This window comes from Streptomyces sp. NPDC031064 (assembly GCF_055570965.1).
Genome location: NZ_JBVIGF010000001.1, coordinates 942300 through 966867, shown reverse-complemented (window position 1 = coordinate 966867; position 24568 = coordinate 942300). Strand labels below are relative to the sequence as shown.

Genomic DNA, 24568 nt, shown 5'->3' with positions numbered 1-24568 from the left:
GAGGAACCCACGTGGCCGCCAAGCCCAGGTTTCGCAACGACGAAGACGCCACCGACGCCACCGACGTCGCCGACGCAGGAGCCGCGCCCGACGACCGAAAGCATCCGGTCGACGAGACGCTCCCACCCCTGAAGATGTTCACCAGCGGCCTCCAGCACGTGGCCGCCATGTACGCGGGCGTGGTGGCCCCGCCGCTGATCGTGGGAGCCGCCGTAGGGCTGTCCGGCACCGAGCTCACCTTCCTCACCGGGGCCAGCCTGTTCACCGCGGGCCTCGCCACCTTCCTCCAGACCCTCGGCATCTGGAAGATCGGCGCCAGGCTGCCGTTCGTCAACGGCGTCACCTTCGCCGGCGTCGCCCCGATGCTCGCCATCGTCGACACCACCGACGACAAGTCCGACGCCCTGCCGGTCATCTTCGGCGCGATCATCGTCGCCGGCCTGCTGGGCTTCATCGCCGCCCCGTACTTCAGCAAGCTGGTCCGGTTCTTCCCGCCGGTCGTCACCGGCACCGTCATCACCCTGATCGGTGTCTCCCTGCTGCCGGTCGCCTTCGGCTGGGCCCAGGGCCCCAATCCGGCGGCCAAGGACTACGGATCGACCACATATCTGACCCTCGCGGCGATCACGCTCGTCCTGGTCCTGGTACTGCGGCGGTTCACCCGAGGCTTCGTCAAGCAGATCGCCGTACTGATCGGCCTGGTGCTGGGCACGCTCATCGCCATACCCTTCGGCGTCACCGACTTCAGCCCGGTCACCGAGGCGGACATCGTCGGCTTCCCGACGCCGTTCCACTTCGGCGCTCCGCAGTTCGCCCTCGCCGCGATCATCTCCATGTGCGTGGTGATGCTCGTGTCGATGACCGAGTCGACCGCCGACATGCTGGCGCTCGGTGAGATCGTCGAGCGGCCGGCCGACGAGAAGACCATCGCGGCGGGCCTCCGCGCCGACACCCTCGGCTCGGCGATCAGCCCCCTCTTCAACGGCTTCATGTGCAGCGCCTTCGCCCAGAACATCGGGCTCGTCGCCATGACCAAGATCCGCAGCCGGTTCGTGGTCGCGGCGGGCGGCGGCTTCCTCGTCCTGATGGGCCTCTCTCCGGTGGCCGCCTCCCTGATCTCGGTCGTACCGCGTCCGGTGCTGGGCGGCGCGGGCGTCGTCCTCTTCGGCTCGGTCGCCGCCAGCGGCATCCAGACCCTGGTCAAGGCCGGCCTGGAGAAGGACAACAACGTCCTGATCGTGGCCGTCTCGCTGGCCGTGGGCATCATCCCGATCACGGCGCCGGAGTTCTACCACGCCTTCCCGGAGACCGCGAAGATCATCCTGGACTCCGGCATCTCCACCGGCTGCGTCGCCGCCGTCCTGCTGAACCTGGTCTTCAACCACCTGGGCAACGGCGGCCGCGACGCCGACGAGGTCACCGCCCCCATGGAACCGGGCGAGGAGATCTCCGAAACCCGCGCCACGAAGACGGCCCCGGTGCACTGACGAACCGGGTCCGGCGGGGGGGGGGGGGGGGGGGGGGGGGGGGGGGGGGGGGGGGGGGGGGTGTGGGGTCTTACGCAGAAGAAAGAAAGGGGGGGGGGGAACAACCCCCCCCCCCCCCCCCCCCCCCCCCGGCCCCCCCCCCCCCCCCCCTCTCGCCCCCCCCCCCCCCCCCCCCCCCCCCCCCCCCCCCCCCCCCCCCCGCGCTCACGCCCCCGTGACCCGACAAAAGCGGTGCGGAGAATGTCGGGTGACCGGGACCGGTGCCGCCGCACGATGGGGGCATGGACGACACGACTTTGGTATCCCGCTTCCTCCGCGACGGCTTCGTGAAGCTGGAGGGCGCCGTCGCGCCGCGCGTGGCCGCCGACTGCGCACGGCTGCTGTGGCGGGAGACGGGCTGCGACCCGGACGATCCGGCGACCTGGACGCAGCCCGTGCGCTGGGTGCCCGGCATGGCGCAGGGACCGTTCGCCGCCGCACCCAACTCCCCGACGCTGCACCGCGCGTACGACCTGCTCGTCGGCGCGGGACGCTGGGAGCCGCGCTACTCGCTGGGCACGTTCCCGCTGCGCTTCCCGCACGAGGAGGAGCCGGAGGACGCGGGCTGGCACATCGAGGGCAGCTACCTGCCGGAGGGCGAGAACTGGTACTTCACCAACCTGCGCTCCCGGGGCCGGGCGTTGCTCATGCTGTTCCTGTTCAGCGAGGTCGGTGAGGAGGACGCCCCGACCCGGATCCGGGTCGGCTCCCACCTCGATGTGCCGAAGGTGCTGGAGAAGTACGGGGAGGACGGGGCGAGCGGGCCGGCCCTCGCGCCCGATCTGGTCGCGGCGTCCGACCACCGCCCGCTCGCCCTCGCCACCGGGTCCCCGGGTGACGTCTACCTGTGCCATCCGTTCCTGGTGCACGCGGCGCAACCGCACCATGGCGCGCGCCCGCGCTTCATGGCCCAGCCGCCGCTGATGCCGGCCGCGCCGTACGAACTGGAGCGGGCCGACGGCGCGTACTCGCCCGTGGAGATCGCGATCCGCCGGGGCCTGGGGCTGGACACCGCGGCCACCAGCCCTCGCTGAGGGGCCGTCGGCCTCAGCGGGCGGTCTCTGCGGGGCGGCCACGACCGGGGAGCCGCGGCCGGGGAGCACCGCACACCCCCCGGGGCGCTGGTCACCCGGACATCACCGGGCTCCCGGCCGCCAGTCGGGGCGGCGGCCGCTGAGGCCGATCACGCGGTCGAGCAGGGGCGCGTCGGCCGGCACCGGCACGGGCGGGCCGAACGGTCCCCGCTGGTCCGGGTCGTCGGCGGTGGGGGCCAGCAGGGCGTACGACGCCTCCAGGGACGCCTCGTCCGGTGCGTACTCCTGGCCGGTCGCCCGCGCCAGGTCCCACCCGTGGATCAGCACCTCGTTCAGCGCGACCAGCCCCGCCACCTCGCCCGGCAGGGTGACACCGCCCGCCCGGGTGGTGCCCTCCCACGCCTCCGGTGCCCGCCACGCGGCGGCGAGCTCGTCAAGCCGGCGGGGGAGCGCGGTGCGCCAGTCGTCGTCCAGCACCGGGAGGCCGGACTGCGGGTCGGTGTCCGTGGTGGGCCCGAAGGCCTTCCTCCCGGCGTCCCGGAAGGCGACCGCGAGCCCCGCAAGATGGGCGAGCAGCTCCCGTACGGCGTAGTCGGGGCAGGGCGTCGGGCCGTCGAGCCGGTCGTCGGTGACGCCGTCCACCAGTTGCGCCACCCGGCGGGTCGCGGGTCCGAGATCGAGCATGACTGTCTCCGTGGGTACGTCCGTGTGTGCGTCCATGCCATGGCAGACCTCCGCCGGCCCGGAAACTCATCGTCCGCCCTCACCGCGTCCGCCGCGCGCACTCGGCCGCCAGCCGCGGGTACGCCCGCGCGATCGCCCCGTACACCCGCTCCCGCAGCAGCCGCTCGGCCTCCGCCCGGCCGGTCGCCCCGTACAGCCCGTCCAGCAGCGCGTCGTACCGGCGCAGCACATGGCGCAGATAGTCCACCTGCCACCGCACCAACGCCCCCGGTGCCGGTGCCGGTTCTCGCCCAGACCCGTGCCCCGCCGGCCCGTTCCCCGTCGGCCCGTTCCCCGCCGGCCCTGTCGTGCGCCCAGGCCCGTTTCCCGCCGGCCCTGTCCTCCGCCCCGGCCCCTGCCCCGCTGCCCCCGCTCCCGTCGTTCCCGGCGCGTTCGGTTCGTGGGCCAGGAGGCGCCGGTGCCGTACCGCGCGTCGTTCCAGCTCCGGCTGCGGCAGCAACGGCACCCGGATCGGCTCCGCCCGGATGGCCGCGAGCACCGCCTGCCGACGGCGCTCCGCCGCCGCCCGCGCCGCCGCCGCACTCCGCCCCGCCGCGGCCGAACACGCCGCGAACTCCGGCGTCCGCTCCACCGCCTCCACCCGCGCCAGCAGATACAGCCGCACCGGCGCGACCGACCACCGCCTCGGGTCCCGCCCCTGCACGTCAGGCTCACCGAGCAGGTCCCGCACCATCGCGTCCGTCCACCCGCGCCGCCGCAGCCCGCCCAGCGTCAGAAACGTCAAACGCTCCGTCATGAATCCCCCACCCCTCGTCACGGAGAGTGATGAATCCAGTGAAGCGCACACCACTGACAACGGCGTCCCCTGATTGGGCTACCCACCCGTGCGCGAGCGGCGCCGAGCCGGGCGCGGCCCATACGCTCCCCGAGTGACCGTGATCCGTACACCCGCTCTGAACACCGGACTCGACGACTTCCTCGCCCGGGCGGACAAGGAACGCGAGGCCCGCGGGGAAGCCCCCCTCCCCGTGCGTACCGCGGACGCCGTCCTGACCATGCTCGCCCTGCGCGGGGCCGACCGCCGGGCCGGTGTCCCCGAGCCGGCCGCCCGGCTGCTGAGCCCCGTGCTCCACGAGGACCTGCCCGTGCTGCTGTGGGGCACCCCGCCGGAGATCGAGGCCGTGCCCGACGTCCTCACCGCGCTCGCCGACCACGTCCGGGCCTCCGGCCGGCTGAACGCCAAGCGCCACGCCCGGCTGCTCGCCGCGATCGACGAGGCACTGCCGGAGTTCCGCCGGGCCATGGCCGACCCGTGGAACCTGACCTGGCCGCGCTGGTACGCCTCCCTGCTGCGCGCCGACGGCGTCGACGCCGACGACCCCGATGCCGTACGGGCCTGGCTCACCGCCCACGAGAACACACCGCGCGCCGAGCGCACCGCCCTTCCCGCGCCCCTGCACCGCTCCGACGTCGCCGCCCGCACCTTCGCGGTCCGCGCCCAGCTCGGCGAGATGCTGCTGGCCGCCTTCGCCCGCGACGTCGAGGAGGCCTCCCCGGCGGGCCCGCTGCTGCCCGGCCCGCCCCTGGACGCCGACCGCCCGGACGAGGCGCTCCCCGCCGAGCTGGAGCGGATCGCGGCCACGCTGAGCGACCGCTGGACGGCGGCGGGCCTCAGCGACGCGCTCGCCGAACCGGACGGCCCGCACGCCGCCCTCGCGCCCAGCCCCGAGGCCATCCCCCACTTCGCCCTCGCCGACCGGCTCCTCGGCGAACACCTCGACTACTACGGCGACACCGCACGCCCCGTCCCGCCGCCGCCCGCGCTGCCCGCCCGCGACGAGATCAGCGGGCTGCTGCACGCGGCCCCGCTTCCCGCCGCCCTCGCGGCGTGCTCCGACGACGTCCCGCCCGAACTCGCCGAACGCTGCTTCACCGGCTCCGCCGCCACCGTCTGGACCGACGGCACCCCGGAGGAACTGACCGAGCTCGCCGCCGACATCCTGGCGGCCGTCGTCGACTCCATCGGCTCCACCTCCGACTCGGAGTACGCGCCCGACGCCTCACACCTGCTGTACGCGCTGTACGAGCGGGGCGGCACCGCCGACTCCGTCGTACGGAAGGCGGCCGAGACGGGCGACCTGCCGGTCGACCCGGCGCTGGAGGACGCCCCCGTACCGGTCCCCGAGCACGAGCAGGGGCGGCCGTACGAGATGCCGCCGGGGGACCGGCTCCCCGCCCTGCTGGGCATCCCGTCCGTGAGTGAGGAGGACCGGGCCGGACTGGACGCCCACGCGCGGGCCCTGGCGGACGTCGTGGACCAGCTCGCCGAGACGGGCTGCGTCTTCCGCGCGGGCGACGCGTACGGCCTCACCCCGCTCGGCTGCGCCGTGCTGCGCCACCTCCTGACCGCCGGTCACGTGGCGGCACCCGACCACGAGGAGATCTCCGAGTGGGAGGCCGCCGAGGTCGTCACCGCCGTACAGGACTGGCCCGCGCAGACGGCCGTCGACACCCTGACGCGGTGGACGGGGGGCCGGGGCGTCACCGCCTGGAGCGAGCTGCTCGACGCCGTGGAGGCGGCCAAGAGCGCCGACTTCCACGGCGTCGACACGGCCGCCCTCTTCGCCCGCTTCGACCTCGCCGCCGCCCCCGCCGAGGCCCTGCGCGCCGCGCTCACCCACCCGGTCACCGGCGCCCACGCCCACCGCCTCCTGACCGGCCGGGGCGAGGCCACCCCCGACGACGCCGACCGCGTCCCGCCCGGCGCCCGGGCGGTACTGACCCTCGAAACGCTCAACGACCACTGCGTCCAGGACCTGCGCACCTATGTGGACGCCACGACTCGGCCCGCCCCCGAGGAGCCGGCCCCCACCACCCTCCCCTGGGCGCTGCCCGACGCCTTCGACACCGCCGCCTCCCAGTGGCCCGGCGGCGCCCCCGCCCTCGTACAAGCCCTCATCGAGGCCGACCGCCACACCGCCCACAGGGTCCTGGAGTCACTCGCCGCCCACCACCCTGACCCCAAGCTGGTGGCCCTGGCCTCCCGCACCGCGAGGGCAACCGCCCGGGCGACCGGGAGGAAGCCCCGCCGCTGACGCTGCCTCAGCCTGATGCGTACATCAGGCTGACCGCTGCCAGTAATCTCGTCGCGGCGTATGAGATCACCGCGCAGCGGCGGGGGAGACAGTGCAGCGTGTGAGGTACGACCAGCGGGTGCTGGCTCTGGTGGAAGTGCGCGGCCCGTCAAGGGATCAGGACGAAGCCGCGGAGTGCTTCGGGCAACGGGCATGGCCGGTACTGGGGCGGTGGCCCTGCGGCGAGGGCCCCACCGCCGGTGTGCTGAGGGCGAGGGCCGACAGCAGCGTGTTCCTCGTGGAGGTGCGGCTCTTCGGAGCGAGGAACGCGCGTACCGGACAGGCGGCCGCCTGGCGCGTCGAGGCGTTGGCGAGGGCCGCCAAGCTGGAAATGTACGTGCGCCGGACCGAGTTGGTGAACCCTGATCGTGAGCAGTTGCCGCACTGGCGGGTGATCACGACCCGCCACCGGCCCGTTCTGCCTGCCGCCCCTCGGTCACGCGAGGATGTGGCTGCCTTTCGCAGCCGGCGGAGGCGCCTGCGCGTCCAGGAGAACAGCGGTCGGTACGACACCGGTGAGTTCGCTTCGGGAACGCCGTCCGAAACCCGTCGGCTCGCCAGGATGGGGCTGGAACCGGGCTCGCCGGACCGACACCACGTCGATGTCCGGACGAAGGACGGTCGTTGGCGCGGGGACGGACTCTTCGATCGCGAGGAACAGGTCGAGCGCGGTCTGTTACGCACGTTCTCCTGGCTCGGCCTGATGCTGTTCGCCGTGTTCGTGGCACGTGCCGCACGTGGCGGTGCCACCGTCCTCTGGTCGATTCTGGCTATTGTCTTCCTGGCCGCCGCTCTGCGTGTGTCCGGCCGGATCTCCGTGCACCGTCAGGGACAGACGCGCATCGCCTGTCTGGTTGCCGCGGGGTTCCTCTTCGCGGTCGCGGCAGGCCCTCGCTCCGGTCCCTGGGTCACCTCGGCCCAAGGCCTGGTCATGCTGGCGACCGGTTTCACCGTGACCGGCTGCTATCTCCTCGTTCGGCAGTGGACGTGGGGCGAATGGCTCACCTGGGGGGTTCCGCTGGTCGCGTCGTTGGTCATCTCCGGCGTGGTGGCATCGGGTTCGGTGCTGCACGCCCTCTACGCCGACGCACTCTCCTTGACCCCCGACGACCTCGACGTTTCCGGCCTGTGGCAGGCGGCCTCCGCGATCAAGCTGTTGAGCTTCCTGACGCTCGTCCTGCTCGCCCCGGCCGCATGGGGCGTCCTCAAGCACTTTCACCGCATCCGCCCGAGGGACGGCAGTAACGTCATCCTTTACGTCCTTCTCTTCATTCTCGTCCTCACCGGTGTGGGAGGCCTGGCGGTCGATTCCGGCGACCGGGCGGCCGATGCCACCATGGCCGCGGCGCGCGAACGTGGCGCACCGCCCGGTTACTTCGGAGTGCGCCCCGAGTGGACCTGCGTCGAACCTGCCGTTCCGGTGGCCGAGCTGCCGAGCGAGGGCGGCAGCCTGGACCCGGCAGAACGTCATCCGTACCTGCTCATTTCCGTCGCCGGAGGGAACGCGGTTCTGTGGAACGACTCCGGGACCGGCAAGGCGGGTCCGATGAAGATTCCCGCGGACAAGGTGCGGCTCATACCCGCCGGGTCACCGGACGTGGACTGCCGGCAAGCCGCCTGAACCGACGACAACGCCACAGCCCCCGTGCCACGGCTCGCCCCCGGAGCCGGGTCAGGCGGCGGCTCTGCGCCGGGTTTCCTTGATGTGGCTGTCGATCCAGCGGGCGAGGACCAGGGCTTCGCGGGGGGCGTCGGCCCGGAAGGTGACGCGTCGGAGCAGTTCGACCGCGTCGAGCGTGACACCCTCACGGGCGAGGACGAAGACGAGGGCGAGGAAGGCGGAGCGGCCGTTGCCGTCGTCGAAAGGGTGGAAGAAGCAGACGTCGAGACAGGCGCGTGCGGCGCGGGCGGCGAGGGGGAGGGGCGGCGCGCCGCCCTTCGCGCTCTCGGCCAGGCAGGCGTCGAGGCGGTCGCGGGTGTCCGGGCCGATGCCGTAGCGTTCCCGGCCGCCCTTGGCGAAGGCGGGCAGGGTGCGGAACGGCGGCGGGTGCGGGGTGTCCAGGACGTGCTGCTGCCAGCGGCTGAGCAGTTCGAAGCTGAGCGGGGCGCCGCGCGCCGCGTCGGCCCGCGCCAGTTCCAGGGCGGCGAGCATGCCCTCCGCGCGGGCGGGGTCCAGGGCGCCGTCGAAGGCGCGTATGTCCTCCGCCGCGCCGTCGCGGGACGGGGTCACCGGTCCCTCCGCGTCGCCGTCCGGCCCCTCCTGCCACGGCACGGCCTCGCGCACCGCGAGCCAGCTCCGCAGGTGGTCCGGCACGGGGCCGGCGGGCCGTGCGGCGTCGTCCGGGCGCAGCGACCGCGAGAGTCGCTCCGCGACGTCGTCCACGAGCACCGTGTCGGGGCCGGTCCAGCTCCGGAACCGCCCGCCGATCGCCTCGTCGATCAGCTCCCGTGCGACTTCGGGGTCGACCCCCCAGCGGCTGAGGAACCAGGTGAGCACCTGCCGGCAGTGCCCGTGCCAGCCGCTGCCGCAGCCGGTGCGGTCGGTCACGTGCAGGATCAGGTTACGGGCGGCGCACTCCCACAGGATCCGCTGGTCCGCGACGTCGGCCAGGTCCAGCGGGTACGCCTCGAACCACCCGGCGAGGCTCTCCAGCCACCCGCGCCACTCGCACAGCGACGCGACGACACGGTCGAGGGTCTCCTCCGGGGTGGTGATCGAGTCCCGCGAGCAACACCAGCTCCCGACCGGTCCGCCGCCGAAGTCCCCTTCGTCGTGCGCCCAGCGCCAGCCGACGACCCAGCGGCCATAGCGCTGGACGAGGGCGTGCGACATGGCGTCGGCCCAGAGCCGGCCCTCGCCCCAGCTCCAGGCGATCATCGCCGGGTCGGACTTGAGGAGGCCGGGGCGGTGGGGCACACACCGGGCGGGCCCGAGCGAGCGCACCTCGTGCGCAACTGACGCGCTGTCGAAGGGATGACGGGCGGGGTCCACCTCGTCCCAGGTCAGCGAGCTCGGAGACGGCTCGAAAATCACCGCGCAAGCCTGCCACGCGGACCCGGTGTCCCTTCAAGCGAATTACCCCCGTGCTCCCTGCCCGCAGACGGCGCACCAACTCCTCTCCGCCGCCGGCCCCTTGAAGCAGCCCCGCGAATGTGCCATACAGGTCTGGACCAATCCCCGTCAGGCGCGGAGGTCCGGGCGTGCGACGTTCCCCCACCATGTTCGTGTCCGCTGTCTCGCTCGTCCTCGTGGTCACCGGCTGCGCCGGCGGCGACGAGGACACCGAGCCGCCCTCCGTACCCACCGGGGTGACCGCGCAGGCGGGCAGTGCCACGTCCGTGCACGTCATGTGGGAGCGGTCCACCGACGACCGGGCGGTGGCCGGGTACGAGGTGTTCCAGAAGGGCCGGAAGGTCCGGACCGTGGAGGGCGGACGGACCATGGTCGACATCGAACCGCTCGCGCCCTCGACCGCCTACAGCTTCACCGTCCGCGCCCGCGACGCCGCCGGGAACCTGTCCGCCTCCAGCGCCGCCGTACCGGTCACCACGCCCCCGGCCACGCCGGACGACGGCACGCCGCCCACCCGGCCGTCGGACCTGCGCGGCACCGTCGAGGGCGGCCGGGCGGTCACGCTCACCTGGCGGCGCGCCACCGACGCCGTCGGCGTCACCGCGTACGACATCTACCAGGCCGACTCGCGCGTCCACAGCGTCCCCGGCACCGAGACCAGCGCCCGCGTGGCCAACCTCCGGCCGGGCACCGTCTACACGTTCACCGTCCGCGCCCGCGACGCCGCGGACAACTCGTCGCCCGACAGCCCCCCGGTCGACCTCACGACCACCCCCGACCCCGGCTCCGGGCCCAGCACGGCCCCCACCGGCCTCAGGGCGACGGCCCGCAAGGGCAGCGTGGTCCTCGCCTGGACCCCGCCCGACATCGGCGCCCCGGTCAAGGAGCACCAGCTCTTCCTCAACGGCACCCTCGCCACCACCATCGTCTGGGGCGCCCAGCCGCCCCCGGGCGAGGTCGGCTACACCTTCACCGTCACCGACAAGCCGGGCACCCGCTACAGCGTCAAGCTCCGCGCCAGGCTCCCGGACGGAACCTGGGGCGACTTCTCCGCGCAGCGCACGGTCGTGGTGAGCTAGACACCTGGTGGCACGGAAGAGTTGTGGGTCGGCCTGAGCCACTTCTGCGCAGTCTCCGCACGAGTTCGGCATGGCATCCGCTCCGGACCGGCCCCCGCCGCGTCGGGCCGGCCCTCAGCCATGCCCTGAGAGTTCCACCGGACTTCCCGCCAACCGTCGTCCGGCCGGGTGGCCATGAGATACGGGATCGGCGCCCACGCGCGCTGGTAGATTCTCCAACTCGTATGCAGATCCTGGTGGGGGGAAGCCGCCGGGGATCCGGAAGGCAGAAGACGTGCAGATTTCGCAGATCCTGGACAAGGTCGATTCGGGAGACATCGCGCTCCCCGAGTTCCAGCGGGGTTACGTGTGGACTCGTGACCAGGTCCGGGGCTTCTTCCAATCCCTCTACAAGGGTTATCCCATCGGCGGGTTTCTGACCTGGAGTACCAAGGCCGAGACCGCCGACACGCGGGGTGGCGGCACCGGCAAGGACGGCACGATCCAACTGCTTCTCGACGGCCAGCAGCGCGTCACCACGCTCTACGGCGTCACGCGGGGCAAGCCACCGCGATTCTTCGAGGGCAACCCGGCGACGTTCACCGGGCTGCACTTCAATCTCGACAGTGAGGCTTTCGAGTTCTACGCGCCCGCGAAGATGAAGGGCAATCCCGTCTGGATCGATGTCACCGCCCTGTTCCAGCAGGGACTCGAGAGCCAGCTCGTCGCGGCCACGCAGCTCGCCGATGGCGACGCCACCCGACAGGTCGCCTACATCGGCCGCTTGAACCGCATCACCCAGATCAGAGACCGTGCCGTGCACATCGATGAAGTCACCGGTGCCGACAAGACCATCGACGTCGTCGTCGAAATCTTCAACCGCGTGAACTCCGGTGGCACCAAGCTCTCGAAGGGCGACCTGGCGCTCGCGGCCATCTGCGCTTCCTGGCCGGACGCCCGCACCACCATGAAGAATGCGCTCGACACCTGGTCGCAGGCAGGTTTCGACTTCAAACTCGACTGGCTGCTGCGCAATGTGAACGCGATCCTCACAGGCGAGGCACTCTTCGCGAAGCTGGCCGACGTCGAGGTGGCTTCGTTCAAGGAAGGCCTCCTGGCCTCGATCGACTCGGTCTCCTACCTCCTGAACGCCCTGGGAGGCCGCCTCGGCCTCGACCATGGGCGGGTCCTGAGCGGTCGCGGCGCCTTCCCCGTCATGGTCCGCCTGCTGCACCACCATGGCGGCGAGTTCCCGGACGCCATGACCAGGGACCGCCTCTTCTACTGGTACATCCACAGCTTCCTGCGCGGTCGCCACTCGGCGGGGGCCACCGAGACGGCCATGAACCAGGACCTGGAGGCCGTCGACCAGGGCGGCGTGGACCGGCTCATTGAGGTGCTGCGCCAGAACGTCGGCCCGCTCCACGTACAGCCCGAATCCTTCAACGTCTCCGGCGTGGGATCGCGCTTCTACCCGCTGCTCTATCTCCTCACCCGGGTACACGGAGCTCAGGACTTCGTCAGCGGCGTGCCGCTGCGCGACAACATGCTGGGCAGGCTGAGCTCCCTCCAGGTCCACCACATCTTCCCGAAGGCCCGGTTGTACGAGCAGGAGTACAACCGCAAGGAAGTGAACGCGGTCGCCAATCTGTGCTTCCTCACCCAGGGCGCCAACCTGAAGATCGGAGCCAAGCCTCCGGCCGTCTACCTGGAGGAGATCGAGGCCCGGATGCCGGGTGCCCTCGCGTCGCAGTGGATCCCCATGGACCGTGACCTCTGGCGGCTCGAGAACTACCGCGACTTCCTCGCGGCCCGCCGGGAACTCCTGGCGGCTGCCGCCAACGACTTCGCCCAGGCGCTTCACGACGGCCCCTCGCCGGTGGCCCTGGCCGCAGGCCACACCACATCGGTCGACGCCGACGCCGAGGTCACCTGGGCGCCGGCCACACGCGACCAGGTTTCCGACGATGTGCCGGGTCTGGCCGAACTGATCACGGCGCTGGGCGACGTCGGTCTCGCTTCGCCCGAGCTGGAGACCGAGGTCAGTGACCCGCGTACTGGTGAAGCGATCACCGTGGCGGCGGCCGTCTGGCCCCATGGCCTACAAGCGGAAGTAGGCGTTCCGGTCGTCCTCGCCGTTGACCCGAGCCAGACCGAACAGGCGGCCCTGGAAGCGTGCGGCTATCAGGTCTTCCATTCGCCGGACGCCTTGCGGGCGTACGTGGACCGCCTCCGCTCCGACTACGTCAGTGATTGAGCGGCCCGGCCGAGCGTATGACGAGGCCTCTCAGCCGTGGCAGGTCGCGAGCCGACCGATGTGTCGTGCGATCCTGGCCACCCCTTGGACGCTCGTCGGCTTCCGGTCGACGGCGTAGGGCACCCGGCCGATCCGGGAGCCCGTCAGGTCTGGCATGAGGGCATGCCGCAAGACACGACTCCGCCCCCCGGCTCTGTGCGGCGCCAGGGGGCGGAGTGTCACGGGAGGGGTGTCAGCCGACGAGCTGCTCGTACGCGGGGAGGGTGAGGAAGTCCGCGTAGTTCTCGTCGAGCGAGACCTTCAGGAGCAGGTCGTGGGCCTGCTGCCACGTGCCGGCCGCGAAGGCATCCTCGCCGATCTCCGCGCGGATCGCGGCCAGTTCCTCGGCCGCGACCTTGCGGGCCAGCTCCGGGGTGGCCTGCTCGCCGTTCTCGAAGACGACGCCCGCGTTGATCCACTGCCAGATCTGCGAGCGCGAGATCTCGGCGGTGGCCGCGTCCTCCATCAGGTTGAAGATGGCGACGGCGCCCAGGCCGCGCAGCCAGGCCTCGATGTAGCGGATGCCGACCTGGACGGCGTTGCGGAGGCCCTCGTACGTCGGCCTCGCGTCGAGCGAGTCGATGGCGATCAGGTCCCCAGGGGCCACCGAGACGTCCTCGCGGAGGCGGTCCTTCTGGTTGGGCTTGTCGCCCAGCACGGCGTCGAAGGAGGCCATGGCGATCGGGACCAGGTCGGGGTGGGCGACCCAGGAGCCGTCGAAGCCGTCGTTCGCCTCGCGGTCCTTGTCGGCCTTGACCTTCTCGAAGGCGACCTTGTTGACCTCGGGGTCCTTGCGGGACGGGATGAACGCCGCCATGCCGCCGATCGCGTGCGCGCCGCGCTTGTGGCAGGTGCGGACGAGGAGTTCGGTGTACGCGCGCATGAACGGCGCGGTCATGGTCACCGCGTTGCGGTCGGGCAGAACGAACTTCTGGCCGCCGTCACGGAAGTTCTTGACGATCGAGAACAGGTAGTCCCAGCGGCCGGCGTTCAGGCCGGAGGCGTGGTCGCGCAGCTCGTAGAGGATCTCCTCCATCTCGTACGCCGCCGTGATCGTCTCGATCAGGACGGTCGCGCGGACGGTGCCCTGCGGGATGCCCACGTAGTCCTGGGCGAAGACGAAGATGTCGTTCCAGAGGCGGGCCTCCAGGTGCGACTCCGTCTTCGGGAGGTAGAAGTACGGGCCCTTGCCCAGGTCGATGAGGCGCTGGGCGTTGTGGAAGAAGTACAGGCCGAAGTCGACCAGGGCGCCGGGGACCGGGCGGCCGTCGAAGCGCAGGTGGCGCTCCTCCAGGTGCCAGCCGCGCGGGCGCATGACGACCGTCGCCAGCTCGGAGGCGGGCTTGAGGGCGTACGACTTGCCCGTGCGCGGGTCGGTGAAGTCGATCTTCCGCTCGTAGGCGTCGATCAGGTTGAGCTGGCCGAGGACGACGTTCTCCCAGGTGGGGGCGGACGCGTCTTCGAAGTCTGCGAGCCAGACCTTGGCGCCCGAGTTCAGGGCGTTGATGGTCATCTTGCGGTCGGTCGGGCCGGTGATCTCGACGCGGCGGTCGTTCAGCGCGGCCGGGGCCGGCGCGACCTTCCAGCTCTCGTCCGCCCGGAGCTGTGCGGTCTCCGGGAGGAAGTCGAGGGTGCTGGTGCGGGCGATCTCGGCGCGGCGCTCGGCGCGGCGGGCGAGGAGCTCGTCACGCCGCGGCGTGAAGCGCCGGTGCAGCTCGGCCACGAAGGCCAGGGCCGCATCGGTGAGGACCTCGTCCTGCCGGGGCAGGGGCTCGGCTTCGACGATGGCCAGCGGGGACGGCGCTGGTGCGGACATGAGCTGTCACTTCCTTCAGCGGGGACTGTGGCACGGCGCCGTGCAGCGGCCGCCGGGCATCCGCGCGCGGCACTGAGTGCCGTCGGAGCCGAGATACGGTCACGGGCGCCTTCTTACGAACGGGTGCTTCTGAACAGTGGATACTAGTTTCCTCATGGTGGAAGTTCAATGGTTTGTTGATGTCGAGATTCTCAGGGTCGACACAACATGGCTCTGAGTGCCATCTCGTTCACTCAAGGTGCCCCAGGTCCTCCACCGTGTCGATGTCGTACGGCTCCGCCACGTCCCCGCACTCCACGAGGACGATCGCCGCCTCGTGCTCCCTCAGGTACGCGCGTGCCCCCCGGTCCCCCTCCGCACTCGCCCCCACGTCCGCCCAGCGGTCCGCCCCGAGCAGCACCGGATGGCCGCGCCTCCCGCCGTACGCGGCGGACACCAGCGCGTCACGGGAGCGGTACGCGGCCGCCACCCGGCGCACCGCCTCCGGCCCGATCCCCGGCTGGTCCACCAGTGACACCACGGCCGCGTCGGCACCCGAGCCCGCCAGCGACGCCAGCCCCACGCGCAGCGACGAACCCATGCCCCCCTCCCAGTCCGGGTTGTCGACCAGCACGCAGCCGGGCAGCGAGGCCCGTTCCCGTACGGTGCCGGCGGCGGCGCCCAGCACCACGTGCACCACGTCGCAGCCGCCCGCGCGCAGCACGCCCACCGCGTGCTCGACCAGGGGGCGGCCACGGTGCTCCAGGAGGGCCTTCGGGCGCCCGCCGAGGCGCCGTCCGCCGCCGGCCGCGAGGAGAAGTCCCGCGATCCGCGGTCCGTCTGTTGTCGTATGTCCCATGTGGAGTGCATACCGCATGCCCGTGCGCCCGTGCGCGGGTGAAGACGGGCCTCCGCCTTGGATAGGGTGCGTCCGGCAGGCAGATCAGAACGAAGTTCGTTACGGGGGACATGGGTTGATGAGTGGTGGTCCGGCGCGCCAGGGAACGGTCTTCCAGCCGTTGGAGGACGACGATCCGCGATCCGTGGCCGGTTACCGGCTCGCCGCCCGGCTCGGCGCCGGCGGCATGGGCAAGGTGTACCTGTCGTACACCCCGGGCGGCCGGCCGGTCGCCATCAAGGTGATCCGGCCCGACTTCGCCGAAGACGCCGAGTTCCGGCGCCGGTTCGCGCAGGAGGTCAAGTCCGCCCAGCGCGTCCAGGGCCTGTACACCGCGCCCGTCATCGACGCCGACACCGACGCCCGGCAGCCCTGGCTGGCCACGGCGTACGTCCCCGGCCCCTCCCTCGCCGACGCGGTGCAGACCCACGGCAGGCTGCCCGTCGACACGGTCCTGCTGCTGGTCGCCGGGATCGCCGAGGCGCTCCAGGTCATCCACGGCGCGGGCATCGTGCACCGCGACCTCAAGCCCGCGAACGTCCTCCTCGCCGCCGACGGGCCGCGGGTGATCGACTTCGGCATCGCGCGCGCCGCCGACGCCACCTCGCTGACCGGCAGCGGGGTCACCATCGGCACCCCGTCCTTCATGTCGCCCGAGCAGGCGGCGGGCCGGACGGTCACCGCGGCCACCGACATCTTCGCGCTCGGCCAGGTCGCGGCGTACGCGGCCATCGGCAGCCCGGCCTTCGGCGAGGGCACCTCGCACGGCGTGCTGTACCGGATCGTCCACGAGGAGCCCCAGCTCGACGGACTCCCGCCGCAGCTTGGCGAGTTGGTGACCCGCTGCCTGACCAAGGACGCGGCCGGGCGCCCCTCCGTCGCCGACATCCTCGCGCTGTGCCAGGCCGCCAGCGACCAGACCGCGCTGCGCCGCCCCGAGGAGTGGCTGCCCGGCGCCGTCGCCGCGGACATCACCACCCGCGCGGCCGCGCCCGCCCCCGCGGCGGCCACCACGCCCCCGCCCCCGTCCCAGCCCCCGGCGCCGGCCCCCGCGCCCGCCGCCCCCGCGCCCGCCGCCCCCGCGACGCCGCCGCCCGCCCACCCGCAGGCACCGGCCGCCCCGGCACCGCACCCCCCGACCGCACAGGCGGCCCCGGCGACCCCGCCGCCCGGCTTCGGCCCGCCGCCCACCCAGCCGAGCGCCCAGCCGCACGCCGGCGGCAACCTGCCCCCGAACGCCCACCAGCACCCGCAGGCCCCACAGCCCGCCCCCGCACCCACCCCCGCGTACGGCTACCCGCAGGCGCACCCCACCCCGCCCCCGTACACCGGACCGGCGCCGGTCACCGCCGCGACCTCGGTCACCGCCCCCGCCGCGCCCCGCAAGAAGACCAAGCGGAACGTCCTGCTCGCCCTCACCGCCGCGCTGCTCGTCGCCGGACTCGCCGGCGGTGGGGTGTACTACCTGATGTCGCGCGACGACAACAAGGGCGGTGGCCAGGCGCAGAGCGGTGACCAGGCCAAGAGCGACCCCAAGCCCCAGGAGCAGACCCCCGCGGACGGCGCGGCGGACGCGACCGACCCCGCGCCCGACTCCTCCTCCCCGAAGCCCCCGGAGCCGGTCGCCGACCCGACGCCCGCCGTCTACCAGGGCATCGACCTCACCGACGGCTACCACCTGACGCTCGGCGACGACCCGGTCAAGCCGCTCGGCGACAACGCCAACGTGGACGTGGCCTACGACTGGAGCCTGGAGAAGATCTACGTCGAGGACGGGCGGCTCATCCTGCTGCGCACCGGACAGAAGGGCGACCTGGAGACCTGCCGCACCGAGACCCGCTATGCCGACCGGGTCGACCTCGACACCTTGTCCAAGGGGTCCCAGTTGTGTGTCCTGACCAACGGGGGACACGTCGGCCTGGTCACGTACCAGGGGAAGTCGCCCGAATCCGATCCCAGTCACTACGTCACGCTCGACGTGACCGTGTGGCGCAACGCGATCGCCCCGGAAGCCACCTCCTGAGATTTCGTCAGAGGAGTGGCGCTCCCCGCCCGTCATGGCGTTAAGTACAGGGACGGGCGCACAACGTAGTGCGTGCAAGGGGCGGGAGAGCTTTTGTTGCGAAGCATGGGACAGAGGCGCGTGGCCGAGAGCGGCGAGGACCCGAGGGTGACGGAGCTGCGCGCCGCCGTCTCCCGCCTCCGCCGGGAACTCGCCGGTCACCCGGCCGACTTCGCCGACCGGGGCATCGCCGAGGACGAGCTGGCCGCGCTCGCCGCCATGACCCTCACCGGCGTGCCCGAGGTGCGCCGGCTGCGCCGGTCGCTGCTGCTCATCGCGGGGGCCGTCGGTTCGGTGAGCGCCCTCGGCGGCGCGCTCACCGACGTACGCCACGCGGTGGAGCTGTTCGGCGAACCGCAGCCGAGGATCTGACCAGGGCCTAACGGCGAATCAGGCGGCGGGCGGTGGCCGCCGCCACCGCCGCCGTCCGCGAGTCGACGCCCAGTTTGGCGAAGACGTGGACCAGGTGCGACTTCACCGTGGCCTGGCTGAGGAAGAGCCGCTTGCTGATCTGGAGGTTGGACAGGCCCTCGCCGACCAACTGGAGCACCTCCAGCTCCCGCTTGGTCAGCGCCTGGGCCGGTGCCCGCATCCGGTCCATCAGGCGGTGCGCGACGGCCGGGGCGAGCGCGGACCGGCCGGCCGCCGCCGTGCGGACCGCCGCCGCCAGTTCCTCCGGCGGCGCGTCCTTCAGCAGGTAGCCGCTCGCCCCCGCCTCGACGGCCGCCAGGATGTCGGCGTCCGTGTCGTACGTCGTCAGCACCAGCACCCGGGGCGCCGCCTCGCGGGCGGTGATCGCGGCCGTCGCCTCCGAGCCGTGCATGCCGCCGCCGAACTGGAGGTCCATCAGGACCACGTCCACTGCGTGGGCCAGCTCCACCGCGCGTTCCGCCGTGGCGGCCTCCGCGACCACCGTGAAGTCCGGCTCCGTGTCCAGGACGGCGCGCAGCCCCGCGCGGACCACGGGGTGGTCGTCGGCGAGCAGCAGGCGGATGGTCATACGGCCCCCTCCGCGGGCAGCGGAAGGGCCACCGCGACGGCCGTGCCCTGGCCGGGCGACGACTCGACGGTGAACGTGCCGCCCAGCGACTCCGCCCGCGAGCGCATCGCCCGGAGCCCGAAACCCTGGAGCCCGAGACCGTCGCCGGGGGAGGGCGTCCAGGCACGCGGATCGAAGCCCTTGCCGTCGTCCACCACGTCCAGCGTCACGGACGCGTCCATGAACGTGAGCGTGATCCCGGCGCGCCCGGCGCCCGCGTGCCGCACCGTGTTGGCCAGCGCGGACTGGGCGATCCGCAGCAGCGCCACCTCGTACGGCGTCGGCAGCGGGACCGGCGTACCGCTCAGCGAGAACCGCACGCGCGGCCCCGGCCCGTCGGGGTCGTCGCACAACCGCTCCAGCGCCGCCGCCAGCGAACCCCGCTCCAGGTCGGCCGGTGCCAGCGCCCGTACGAAGCGCCGCGCCTCGGCCAGGTTGTCCTGGGCCGTCCGGCGCGCCCGCTCGATGTGCCCGGCCGCCACCGGGTTGCCGTCCGGCAGGGCGCGCTCGGCGGCCCGCAGCAGCAGTTGGATCGACGACAGGCCCTGCGCCAGCGTGTCGTGGATCTCCCGCGCCAGGCGTTCCCGCTCGGCCAGCGTGCCCGCGTGCCGCTCGGCGGCGGCCAGCTCCGCCCGCGTCGACGTCAGCTCCTCGACCAGCCGCCGGTGCCGCTCGCTCTCCCGGTACAGCGCCTGGTAGCCGAGTACGGTCGCCACGGCGACGGCCGCGCCCAGCAGCGGGCCGATGAACGCGCCCGGGTTGAGCGGTGCGCCATGGCGTACGTACGACATGATCGCCGCGCCCGCGGTGGCGGCGACGGCCGCCAGGGACCAGCGCGCGGGCAGCAGGTGCAGGTGCAGGAAGTACAGCGGGAAGGCCACCCACAGCCCGTCGGGCGTCACGGCCAGCAGCACCAGCCACGCCGCGGACAGGGCGCCCAGCCAAAGGGCGGCGGCGGACCGGGACTCCCGTACGGCGCGGAGGGCCGAGCCCACCGCGTACACCGCCCCCGTCGCGGCCGCCGCGGCGACGGCGGCCGGGGCCGGGTCACGGAGCGCGGCCAGGGCCAGCAGCCCCGCCATGAGCAGGTGCAGACAGACGCGCAGGACGCGCAGGGCGGGGGTGAGCGTACGGGGATCCATGACGCCTCCAGCGTAGGCGGGCCGGGGGAGTCCGCCCTCAACCGAAAGTTTGATCAGGGACCCGTCCGGCGCGCGATGCCCGTGCGGGCCGCCCGTCGGCAGGCTGGCCCGCATGTTCGTGGCATGGAGAGACCTACGTTTCGCCAAGGGGCGATTCACGCTGATGGGCACGGTGATCGTGCTGATCACCCTGCTCGTCGGCCTGCTGTCCGGGCTGACGGCCGGGCTCGCGCGGGAGAACGTCTCGGCGATCACCGCGCTGCCCGCCGACCGGCTGGCCTTCGCCGCCCCGCCCCCGGGCCGGCCGGTGTCGTTCACCGACTCGGCCGTGACCGAGCGCGCCTGGCGGACGTGGCAGCGGCAGCCGGGCGTCACCGCCGCCGAGCCGGTCGGCATCCGCACGCTCGACGCGGCGGCCGGTGACCGTACGGCGGCGGTCTCCGCGTTCGGTACGCGGCCGGGCGCGGGGGTCGCGCCGCGCAGCGCCGCCCTCGGCCCCGGCCGGGTGGTGCTGTCGGTGCGGGCGGCCGAGGAGCTGGGCGTCGGGGTGGGCGACCGGGTGCGGACCGGGCCGGTGGAGGCCACGGTCGCGGCGGTCGAGGGCGACGCCTCGTACAGCCACACCCCGGTGGTGTGGACGTCCCTCGCCGACTGGCAGCGCCTCGGCGGCCCGGGCGGGGCCACCGTCGTCGCCCTCAGGGGCGAGGGCGCCGGCCGGGCGGCGGGCGACGAGGCCGCCGGTACGCGCAGCACGACCGTCGACGAGGCGCTCGCCGCCATCGGGTCCTACCGGGCCGAGAACGGCTCGCTCCAGCTCATGCGCGGCTTCCTCTTCGTGATCTCGGCGCTCGTCATCGGGGCGTTCTTCACGGTGTGGACGATCCAGCGCGGCGGCGACGTGGCGGTGCTGAAGGCGCTCGGGGCGTCCACCCCGTACCTGCTGAAGGACGCGCTGGGCCAGGCGGTGGTCGTGCTGGTCGCCGGGACGCTGATCGGCACCGGGCTCGCGGCGGGCATCGGCGCGGTGGTGGGCGGGGGCGACGTGCCCTTCGTACTCGAACCGCCTACCGTGCTCGGCCCGGCGGCCGTGACGGTCGCGCTCGGGCTGCTCGGCGCGGCCCTGTCCATCCGGCGGATCGCCGCCGTCGACCCCCTCACGGCGCTCGGGAGCGCCCGATGAGCCTGCACCTCGACGACGTGACGCTGACGTACCCCGACGGCGACGGACGCCTGACCGCCCTGGACGCGGTCCACCTGGACGTGCCACCGGGCAGTGTCACGGCGGTCGTCGGGCCGTCCGGCTCCGGCAAGTCCAGCCTCCTCGCGGTCGCGGCGACGCTGGTGACCCCGGACCGTGGGCGGGTGGTGGTGGCCGGTACGGACACCGGCACGCTCGACCGGGCCGGGAAGGCGGCGCTGCGGCGCGAGCACGTCGGGATCGTCTTCCAGCAGCCGAACCTGCTGCCGTCGCTGACCGCCGCCGAGCAGCTCCGGGTGATGGCCCACCTGTCGGGCCGCGAGCACCGTGAGCGGCGGGCCCTGGAGCTCCTCGACGCGGTGGGCCTGGCCGACCTGGCCGCGCGGCGCCCGCACCAGCTCTCCGGCGGCCAGCGCCAGCGCGTGAACATCGCGCGGGCGCTGATGAACGACCCGGCCGTGCTCCTGGTCGACGAACCGACCAGCGCGCTGGACCACGAACGCGGGGCGGCGGTCCTCGACCTGCTGGTCACCCTGACCCGTGAGCGCGCAACGGCCACGGTCGTGGTCACGCACGACCGGACCCATCTCGACCGCGCCGACCGGACGGTCACCGTCCTGGACGGCAAGCTGTCGACGGACCCGCTGCCGGTGCGCGGCTGACGGTTGCGGGGCCGGGACGGGCCTGGGCGGCGCGGGGCGGCCCGGGGCGGGCCGGGGCCCGGGTCGGCTCAGCGGTGACGGCCGCGGGGCGGGCCGGGGCGGGGCGGTGCCGCCCGGCCGGCTCAGCGGTGACGGGCCCGGGGCGGGGCGGGGCTGGGCGCGGGGCCGGGACGGGCCCGGGCGGGCCGGGGCGGTGCCGCCCGGCCGGCTGAGCGGCGACGGGCCCGGGTCGGGGCGAGGCTGGGCGCGGGGGCCGGGACGGGCCCGGGCGAGCCTGGGCGGTGCCGCCCGGCCGGCTCAGCGGTGACGGGCCCGGGTCGGGCCGGGGCCCGGGTCGGCTCAGCGGTGACGGCCGCGGGCCTGGGCCTGGGCGGCGCGGGGCGGGCCCGGGCGCCGGGGCTGCCGCCCGGTCGCTTCGCGGTGACCGGCCGTGCCAGGTGTCAGGCCTGGCCGTTGTTGGCGGGGTTCGCCAGGGCCGTGGACAGTTCCTTGGCGATGCCCTGGAGGATCGGCACGATCCGCTCCGTCGCCGCCTCCGTGACCCGGCCGGCCGGGCCCGAGATGGAGATGGCGGCGGCGGTGGGGGAGTCGGGCACCGAGACCGCGATGCAGCGGACCCCGATCTCCTGCTCGCTGTCGTCGACCGCGTACCCGGCCGTGCGGACCTGCTCCAGGGCGCCGAGGAAGCCCTCGGGCGTGGTGATGGTCTTCTCGGTCGCGGCGGGCATGCCCGTGCGGGCGAGCAGCGCGCGCACCTCCTCCGGCGGGGTGTGCGCCAGCAGCGCCTTGCCCACGCCGGTGGAGTGCGGCAGCACGCGCCGGCCGACCTCGGTGAACATGCGCATCGAGTGCTTGGACGGCACCTGCGCGACGTACACGATCTCGTCGCCGTCCAGCAGCGCCATGTTCGCGGTCTCGCCGGTCTCCTCGACCAGCCGGGCGAGGTAGGGGCGCGCCCAGGTGCCCAGGAGGCGGGCGGCGGACTCGCCGAGGCGGATCAGGCGGGGGCCGAGCGCGTAGCGGCGGTTGGGCTGCTGGCGTACGTAGCCGCAGGCGACCAGCGTGCGCATCAGGCGGTGGATGGTGGGCAGCGGCAGTCCGCTGCTGGAGGAGAGCTCGCTCAGCCCGACCTCGCCCCCGGCGTCGGCCATCCGCTCCAGAAGGTCGAAGGCACGCTCCAGGGACTGGACACCGCCGGTCGCGGCGGCGGGCTTGGCGGCGTCGGTGGTGCTGGCGCTGGACGTCGGCACGTCAACGGTCCTTTCGAGGCGGATGGGCAAGTCAGCAGCCTACCGGGCCCTGCCGTCGGGCACATCGCCCGCAGTGGGGCGTCTTCGCCGGTCAGGCGCTGTTTGTCCGGGTGTCCTCGGTGTTCCGCGGAGGTCTGCGCGCGCTCCTCATGTGGGTAGCTACGTTCTCCCTGATGAAATTAGCTTTCCACTTCATGGAAACATCCAAGCCGTCCGCTCGCCACCCGGTCGCGACCCGGGGGACCCTTGACGACGTCGGGTCCGGAGTGAAGACTCTTTCAACAGTTCGTTGAAAAACGAGAATCCAGCCGGCGATGTGGAAGGCGATGTGGACGGGAACGTGGAGCTGAACGGCAACGTGGAGCAGGGCATGGACGTGGACGCGAACGTGACTCTGGTACTGCGCTCGACGCGCGTCATCACCCCCGAGGGCACCCGCCCGGCCTCGGTCGCCGTGGCCGGCGGCACGATCGCGGCGGTGCTGCCCCACGACGCCGAGGTGCCCGCCGGCGCCCGGCTGGAGGACGTCGGCGACCACGTCGTCCTCCCCGGCCTGGTCGACACCCACGTCCATGTGAACGACCCCGGCCGCACCGAGTGGGAGGGCTTCTGGACCGCCACCCGCGCGGCCGCGGCGGGCGGCATCACCACCCTCGTCGACATGCCGCTCAACTCCCTGCCCCCGACGACGACGGTCGAGAACCTGCGCGTCAAGCAGGACGTGGCCCGGTCCAAGGCCCACATCGACGTCGGCTTCTGGGGCGGCGCCCTGCCCGACAACGTCAAGGACCTCCGTCCGCTGCACGACGCCGGGGTCTACGGCTTCAAGTGCTTCCTGTCGCCCTCCGGCGTGGACGAGTTCCCGCAGCTCGACCAGGAGCAGCTCGCCGCCTCGCTCGCCGAGATCGCCGGCTTCGGCGGCCTGATGATCGTGCACGCCGAGGACCCGCACCACCTCGCGGCCGCCCCGCAGAAGAGCTCCCCGAAGTACGCCGACTTCCTCGCCTCCCGGCCGCGCGACGCCGAGAACACCGCCATCGAGAACCTCATCAACCAGGCGCGGCGTCTCGACGCGCGCGTGCACGTGCTGCACCTGTCCTCCAGCGACGCGCTGCCGATGATCGCCGCCGCCCGCCGCGAGGGCGTCCGCGTCACCGTCGAGACCTGCCCGCACTTCCTCACCCTCACCGCCGAGGAAGTCCCCGACGGCGCGACCGAGTTCAAGTGCTGCCCGCCCATCCGTGAGGCGTCCAACCAGGACGCGCTGTGGGAGGGCCTGGCCGACGGGACGATCGACTGCATCGTCTCCGACCACTCGCCCTCCACCGCCGACCTCAAGACCCCCGACTTCTCCACCGCCTGGGGCGGCATCTCCTCCCTCCAGCTCGGCCTGCCCGCCATCTGGACCGAGGCCCGCCGCCGCGGCCGCACCCTGGAGGAGGTCGTCCGCTGGATGTCCACCGCCCCGGCCCGCCTCGCCGGCCTGGACCGCAAGGGCGCCATCGAGCCCGGCCGTGACGCCGACTTCGCCGTCCTCGCCCCCGACGAGACCTTCACCGTCGACCCGGCCGAGCTCCACCACCGCAACCAGGTCACGGCGTACGCGGGCAAGACCCTGCACGGCGTCGTCAAGTCCACCTGGCTGCGTGGCGTACGCATCGCCGACAACGGCACCGTGGCCGAGCCGACCGGCCGGCTGCTCGAAAGGAACAAGTGA

Annotated in this window: 19 protein-coding genes; 11 read left to right on the top strand and 8 right to left on the bottom strand. The window is 73.2% G+C overall.

The features are described 5' to 3' along the window. Positions 1-11: 11 nt before the first annotated feature. Together ACZ46W_RS04120 and ACZ46W_RS04115 are read left to right on the top strand one after the other, a co-directional pair. Positions 12-1487, top strand: coding sequence for a nucleobase:cation symporter-2 family protein (locus tag ACZ46W_RS04120; protein WP_468330955.1), 1476 nt, complete (start codon positions 12-14; stop codon positions 1485-1487). A gap of 281 nt (positions 1488-1768) precedes the next feature. Beyond that, positions 1769-2560, top strand: a complete 792-nt coding sequence (locus tag ACZ46W_RS04115; RefSeq protein ID WP_468330952.1) for a phytanoyl-CoA dioxygenase family protein — start codon at positions 1769-1771, stop codon at positions 2558-2560. Between the two features lie 102 nt (positions 2561-2662). Here ACZ46W_RS04115 and ACZ46W_RS04110 read toward each other — a convergent pair whose 3' ends face one another. Together ACZ46W_RS04110 and ACZ46W_RS04105 are read right to left on the bottom strand one after the other, a co-directional pair. Then, positions 2663-3244, bottom strand: coding sequence for a TIGR03086 family metal-binding protein (locus ACZ46W_RS04110; RefSeq protein ID WP_468330949.1), 582 nt, complete (start codon positions 3242-3244; stop codon positions 2663-2665). A gap of 79 nt (positions 3245-3323) precedes the next feature. Continuing rightward, entirely contained in the window at positions 3324-4040 is a 717-nt protein-coding gene (locus ACZ46W_RS04105; protein WP_468330946.1) for a hypothetical protein, read from the bottom strand. A gap of 133 nt (positions 4041-4173) precedes the next feature. Here ACZ46W_RS04105 and ACZ46W_RS04100 point away from each other — a divergent pair, with 133 nt between their 5' ends. Together ACZ46W_RS04100 and ACZ46W_RS04095 are read left to right on the top strand one after the other, a co-directional pair. Continuing rightward, positions 4174-6339 carry a hypothetical protein gene (locus ACZ46W_RS04100; RefSeq protein ID WP_468330943.1) on the top strand — a complete coding sequence of 722 codons (2166 nt, stop codon included), beginning with the start codon at positions 4174-4176 and terminating at the stop codon, positions 6337-6339. 100 nt (positions 6340-6439) lie between these two features. After that, positions 6440-7999, top strand: a complete 1560-nt coding sequence (locus tag ACZ46W_RS04095) for an NnrS multi-domain protein (protein WP_468330940.1) — start codon at positions 6440-6442, stop codon at positions 7997-7999. 51 nt (positions 8000-8050) lie between these two features. Here the strand turns inward: ACZ46W_RS04095 and ACZ46W_RS04090 are convergent, their stop codons facing one another. After that, the gene (locus ACZ46W_RS04090) at positions 8051-9412 is read right to left on the bottom strand and encodes a Fic family protein (protein WP_468330937.1); all 1362 of its coding nucleotides are present in this window, start codon (positions 9410-9412) and stop codon (positions 8051-8053) included. A gap of 185 nt (positions 9413-9597) precedes the next feature. On the opposite strand from ACZ46W_RS04090, the gene ACZ46W_RS04085 reads away from it, so the two are divergent. After that, positions 9598-10530: a fibronectin type III domain-containing protein gene (locus ACZ46W_RS04085; RefSeq protein ID WP_468330934.1), complete on the top strand. Its 933-nt coding sequence runs from the start codon at positions 9598-9600 to the stop codon at positions 10528-10530. Between the two features lie 274 nt (positions 10531-10804). Continuing rightward, positions 10805-12766, top strand: coding sequence for a GmrSD restriction endonuclease domain-containing protein (locus tag ACZ46W_RS04080; protein ID WP_468330931.1), 1962 nt, complete (start codon positions 10805-10807; stop codon positions 12764-12766). A 232-nt stretch (positions 12767-12998) separates the two neighbouring features. Here the strand turns inward: ACZ46W_RS04080 and aceB are convergent, their stop codons facing one another. Together aceB and ACZ46W_RS04070 are read right to left on the bottom strand one after the other, a co-directional pair. Further along, positions 12999-14621 (bottom strand): malate synthase A, encoded by a 1623-nt coding sequence (gene aceB, locus ACZ46W_RS04075; RefSeq protein ID WP_468330928.1) that lies wholly within the window; start codon positions 14619-14621, stop codon positions 12999-13001. A 229-nt stretch (positions 14622-14850) separates the two neighbouring features. After that, positions 14851-15459, bottom strand: coding sequence for a nucleotidyltransferase family protein (locus ACZ46W_RS04070; protein ID WP_468330925.1), 609 nt, complete (start codon positions 15457-15459; stop codon positions 14851-14853). Between the two features lie 118 nt (positions 15460-15577). On the opposite strand from ACZ46W_RS04070, the gene ACZ46W_RS04065 reads away from it, so the two are divergent. Continuing rightward, positions 15578-17521, top strand: a complete 1944-nt coding sequence (locus tag ACZ46W_RS04065; protein ID WP_468330922.1) for a serine/threonine-protein kinase — start codon at positions 15578-15580, stop codon at positions 17519-17521. A 93-nt stretch (positions 17522-17614) separates the two neighbouring features. Continuing rightward, on the top strand, positions 17615-17932 hold the full coding sequence (locus ACZ46W_RS04060; protein ID WP_468330919.1) for a DUF5955 family protein: 318 nt from the start codon (positions 17615-17617) through the stop codon (positions 17930-17932). Positions 17933-17939: 7 nt separating this feature from the next. On the opposite strand, the gene ACZ46W_RS04055 is transcribed toward ACZ46W_RS04060, so the two are convergent. Both ACZ46W_RS04055 and ACZ46W_RS04050 read right to left on the bottom strand, forming a co-directional pair. Further along, positions 17940-18560 (bottom strand): response regulator, encoded by a 621-nt coding sequence (locus ACZ46W_RS04055; protein ID WP_468330916.1) that lies wholly within the window; start codon positions 18558-18560, stop codon positions 17940-17942. After that, positions 18557-19741 (bottom strand): sensor histidine kinase, encoded by a 1185-nt coding sequence (locus ACZ46W_RS04050; protein ID WP_468330913.1) that lies wholly within the window; start codon positions 19739-19741, stop codon positions 18557-18559. The genes ACZ46W_RS04055 and ACZ46W_RS04050 overlap by 4 nt, the downstream gene beginning before the upstream one ends. 112 nt (positions 19742-19853) lie before the next feature. On the opposite strand from ACZ46W_RS04050, the gene ACZ46W_RS04045 reads away from it, so the two are divergent. Then, positions 19854-20921 carry an ABC transporter permease gene (locus tag ACZ46W_RS04045; protein WP_468330910.1) on the top strand — a complete coding sequence of 356 codons (1068 nt, stop codon included), beginning with the start codon at positions 19854-19856 and terminating at the stop codon, positions 20919-20921. Continuing rightward, positions 20918-21601 carry an ABC transporter ATP-binding protein gene (locus tag ACZ46W_RS04040; RefSeq protein ID WP_468330907.1) on the top strand — a complete coding sequence of 228 codons (684 nt, stop codon included), beginning with the start codon at positions 20918-20920 and terminating at the stop codon, positions 21599-21601. The genes ACZ46W_RS04045 and ACZ46W_RS04040 overlap by 4 nt, the downstream gene beginning before the upstream one ends. 440 nt (positions 21602-22041) lie before the next feature. On the opposite strand, the gene ACZ46W_RS04035 is transcribed toward ACZ46W_RS04040, so the two are convergent. Beyond that, complete coding sequence (locus tag ACZ46W_RS04035; protein ID WP_468330904.1) at positions 22042-22851, bottom strand: IclR family transcriptional regulator; 810 nt, start codon at positions 22849-22851, stop codon at positions 22042-22044. Between the two features lie 370 nt (positions 22852-23221). Here ACZ46W_RS04035 and allB point away from each other — a divergent pair, with 370 nt between their 5' ends. Then, positions 23222-24568, top strand: coding sequence for an allantoinase AllB (gene allB / locus ACZ46W_RS04030; protein ID WP_468332434.1), 1347 nt, complete (start codon positions 23222-23224; stop codon positions 24566-24568).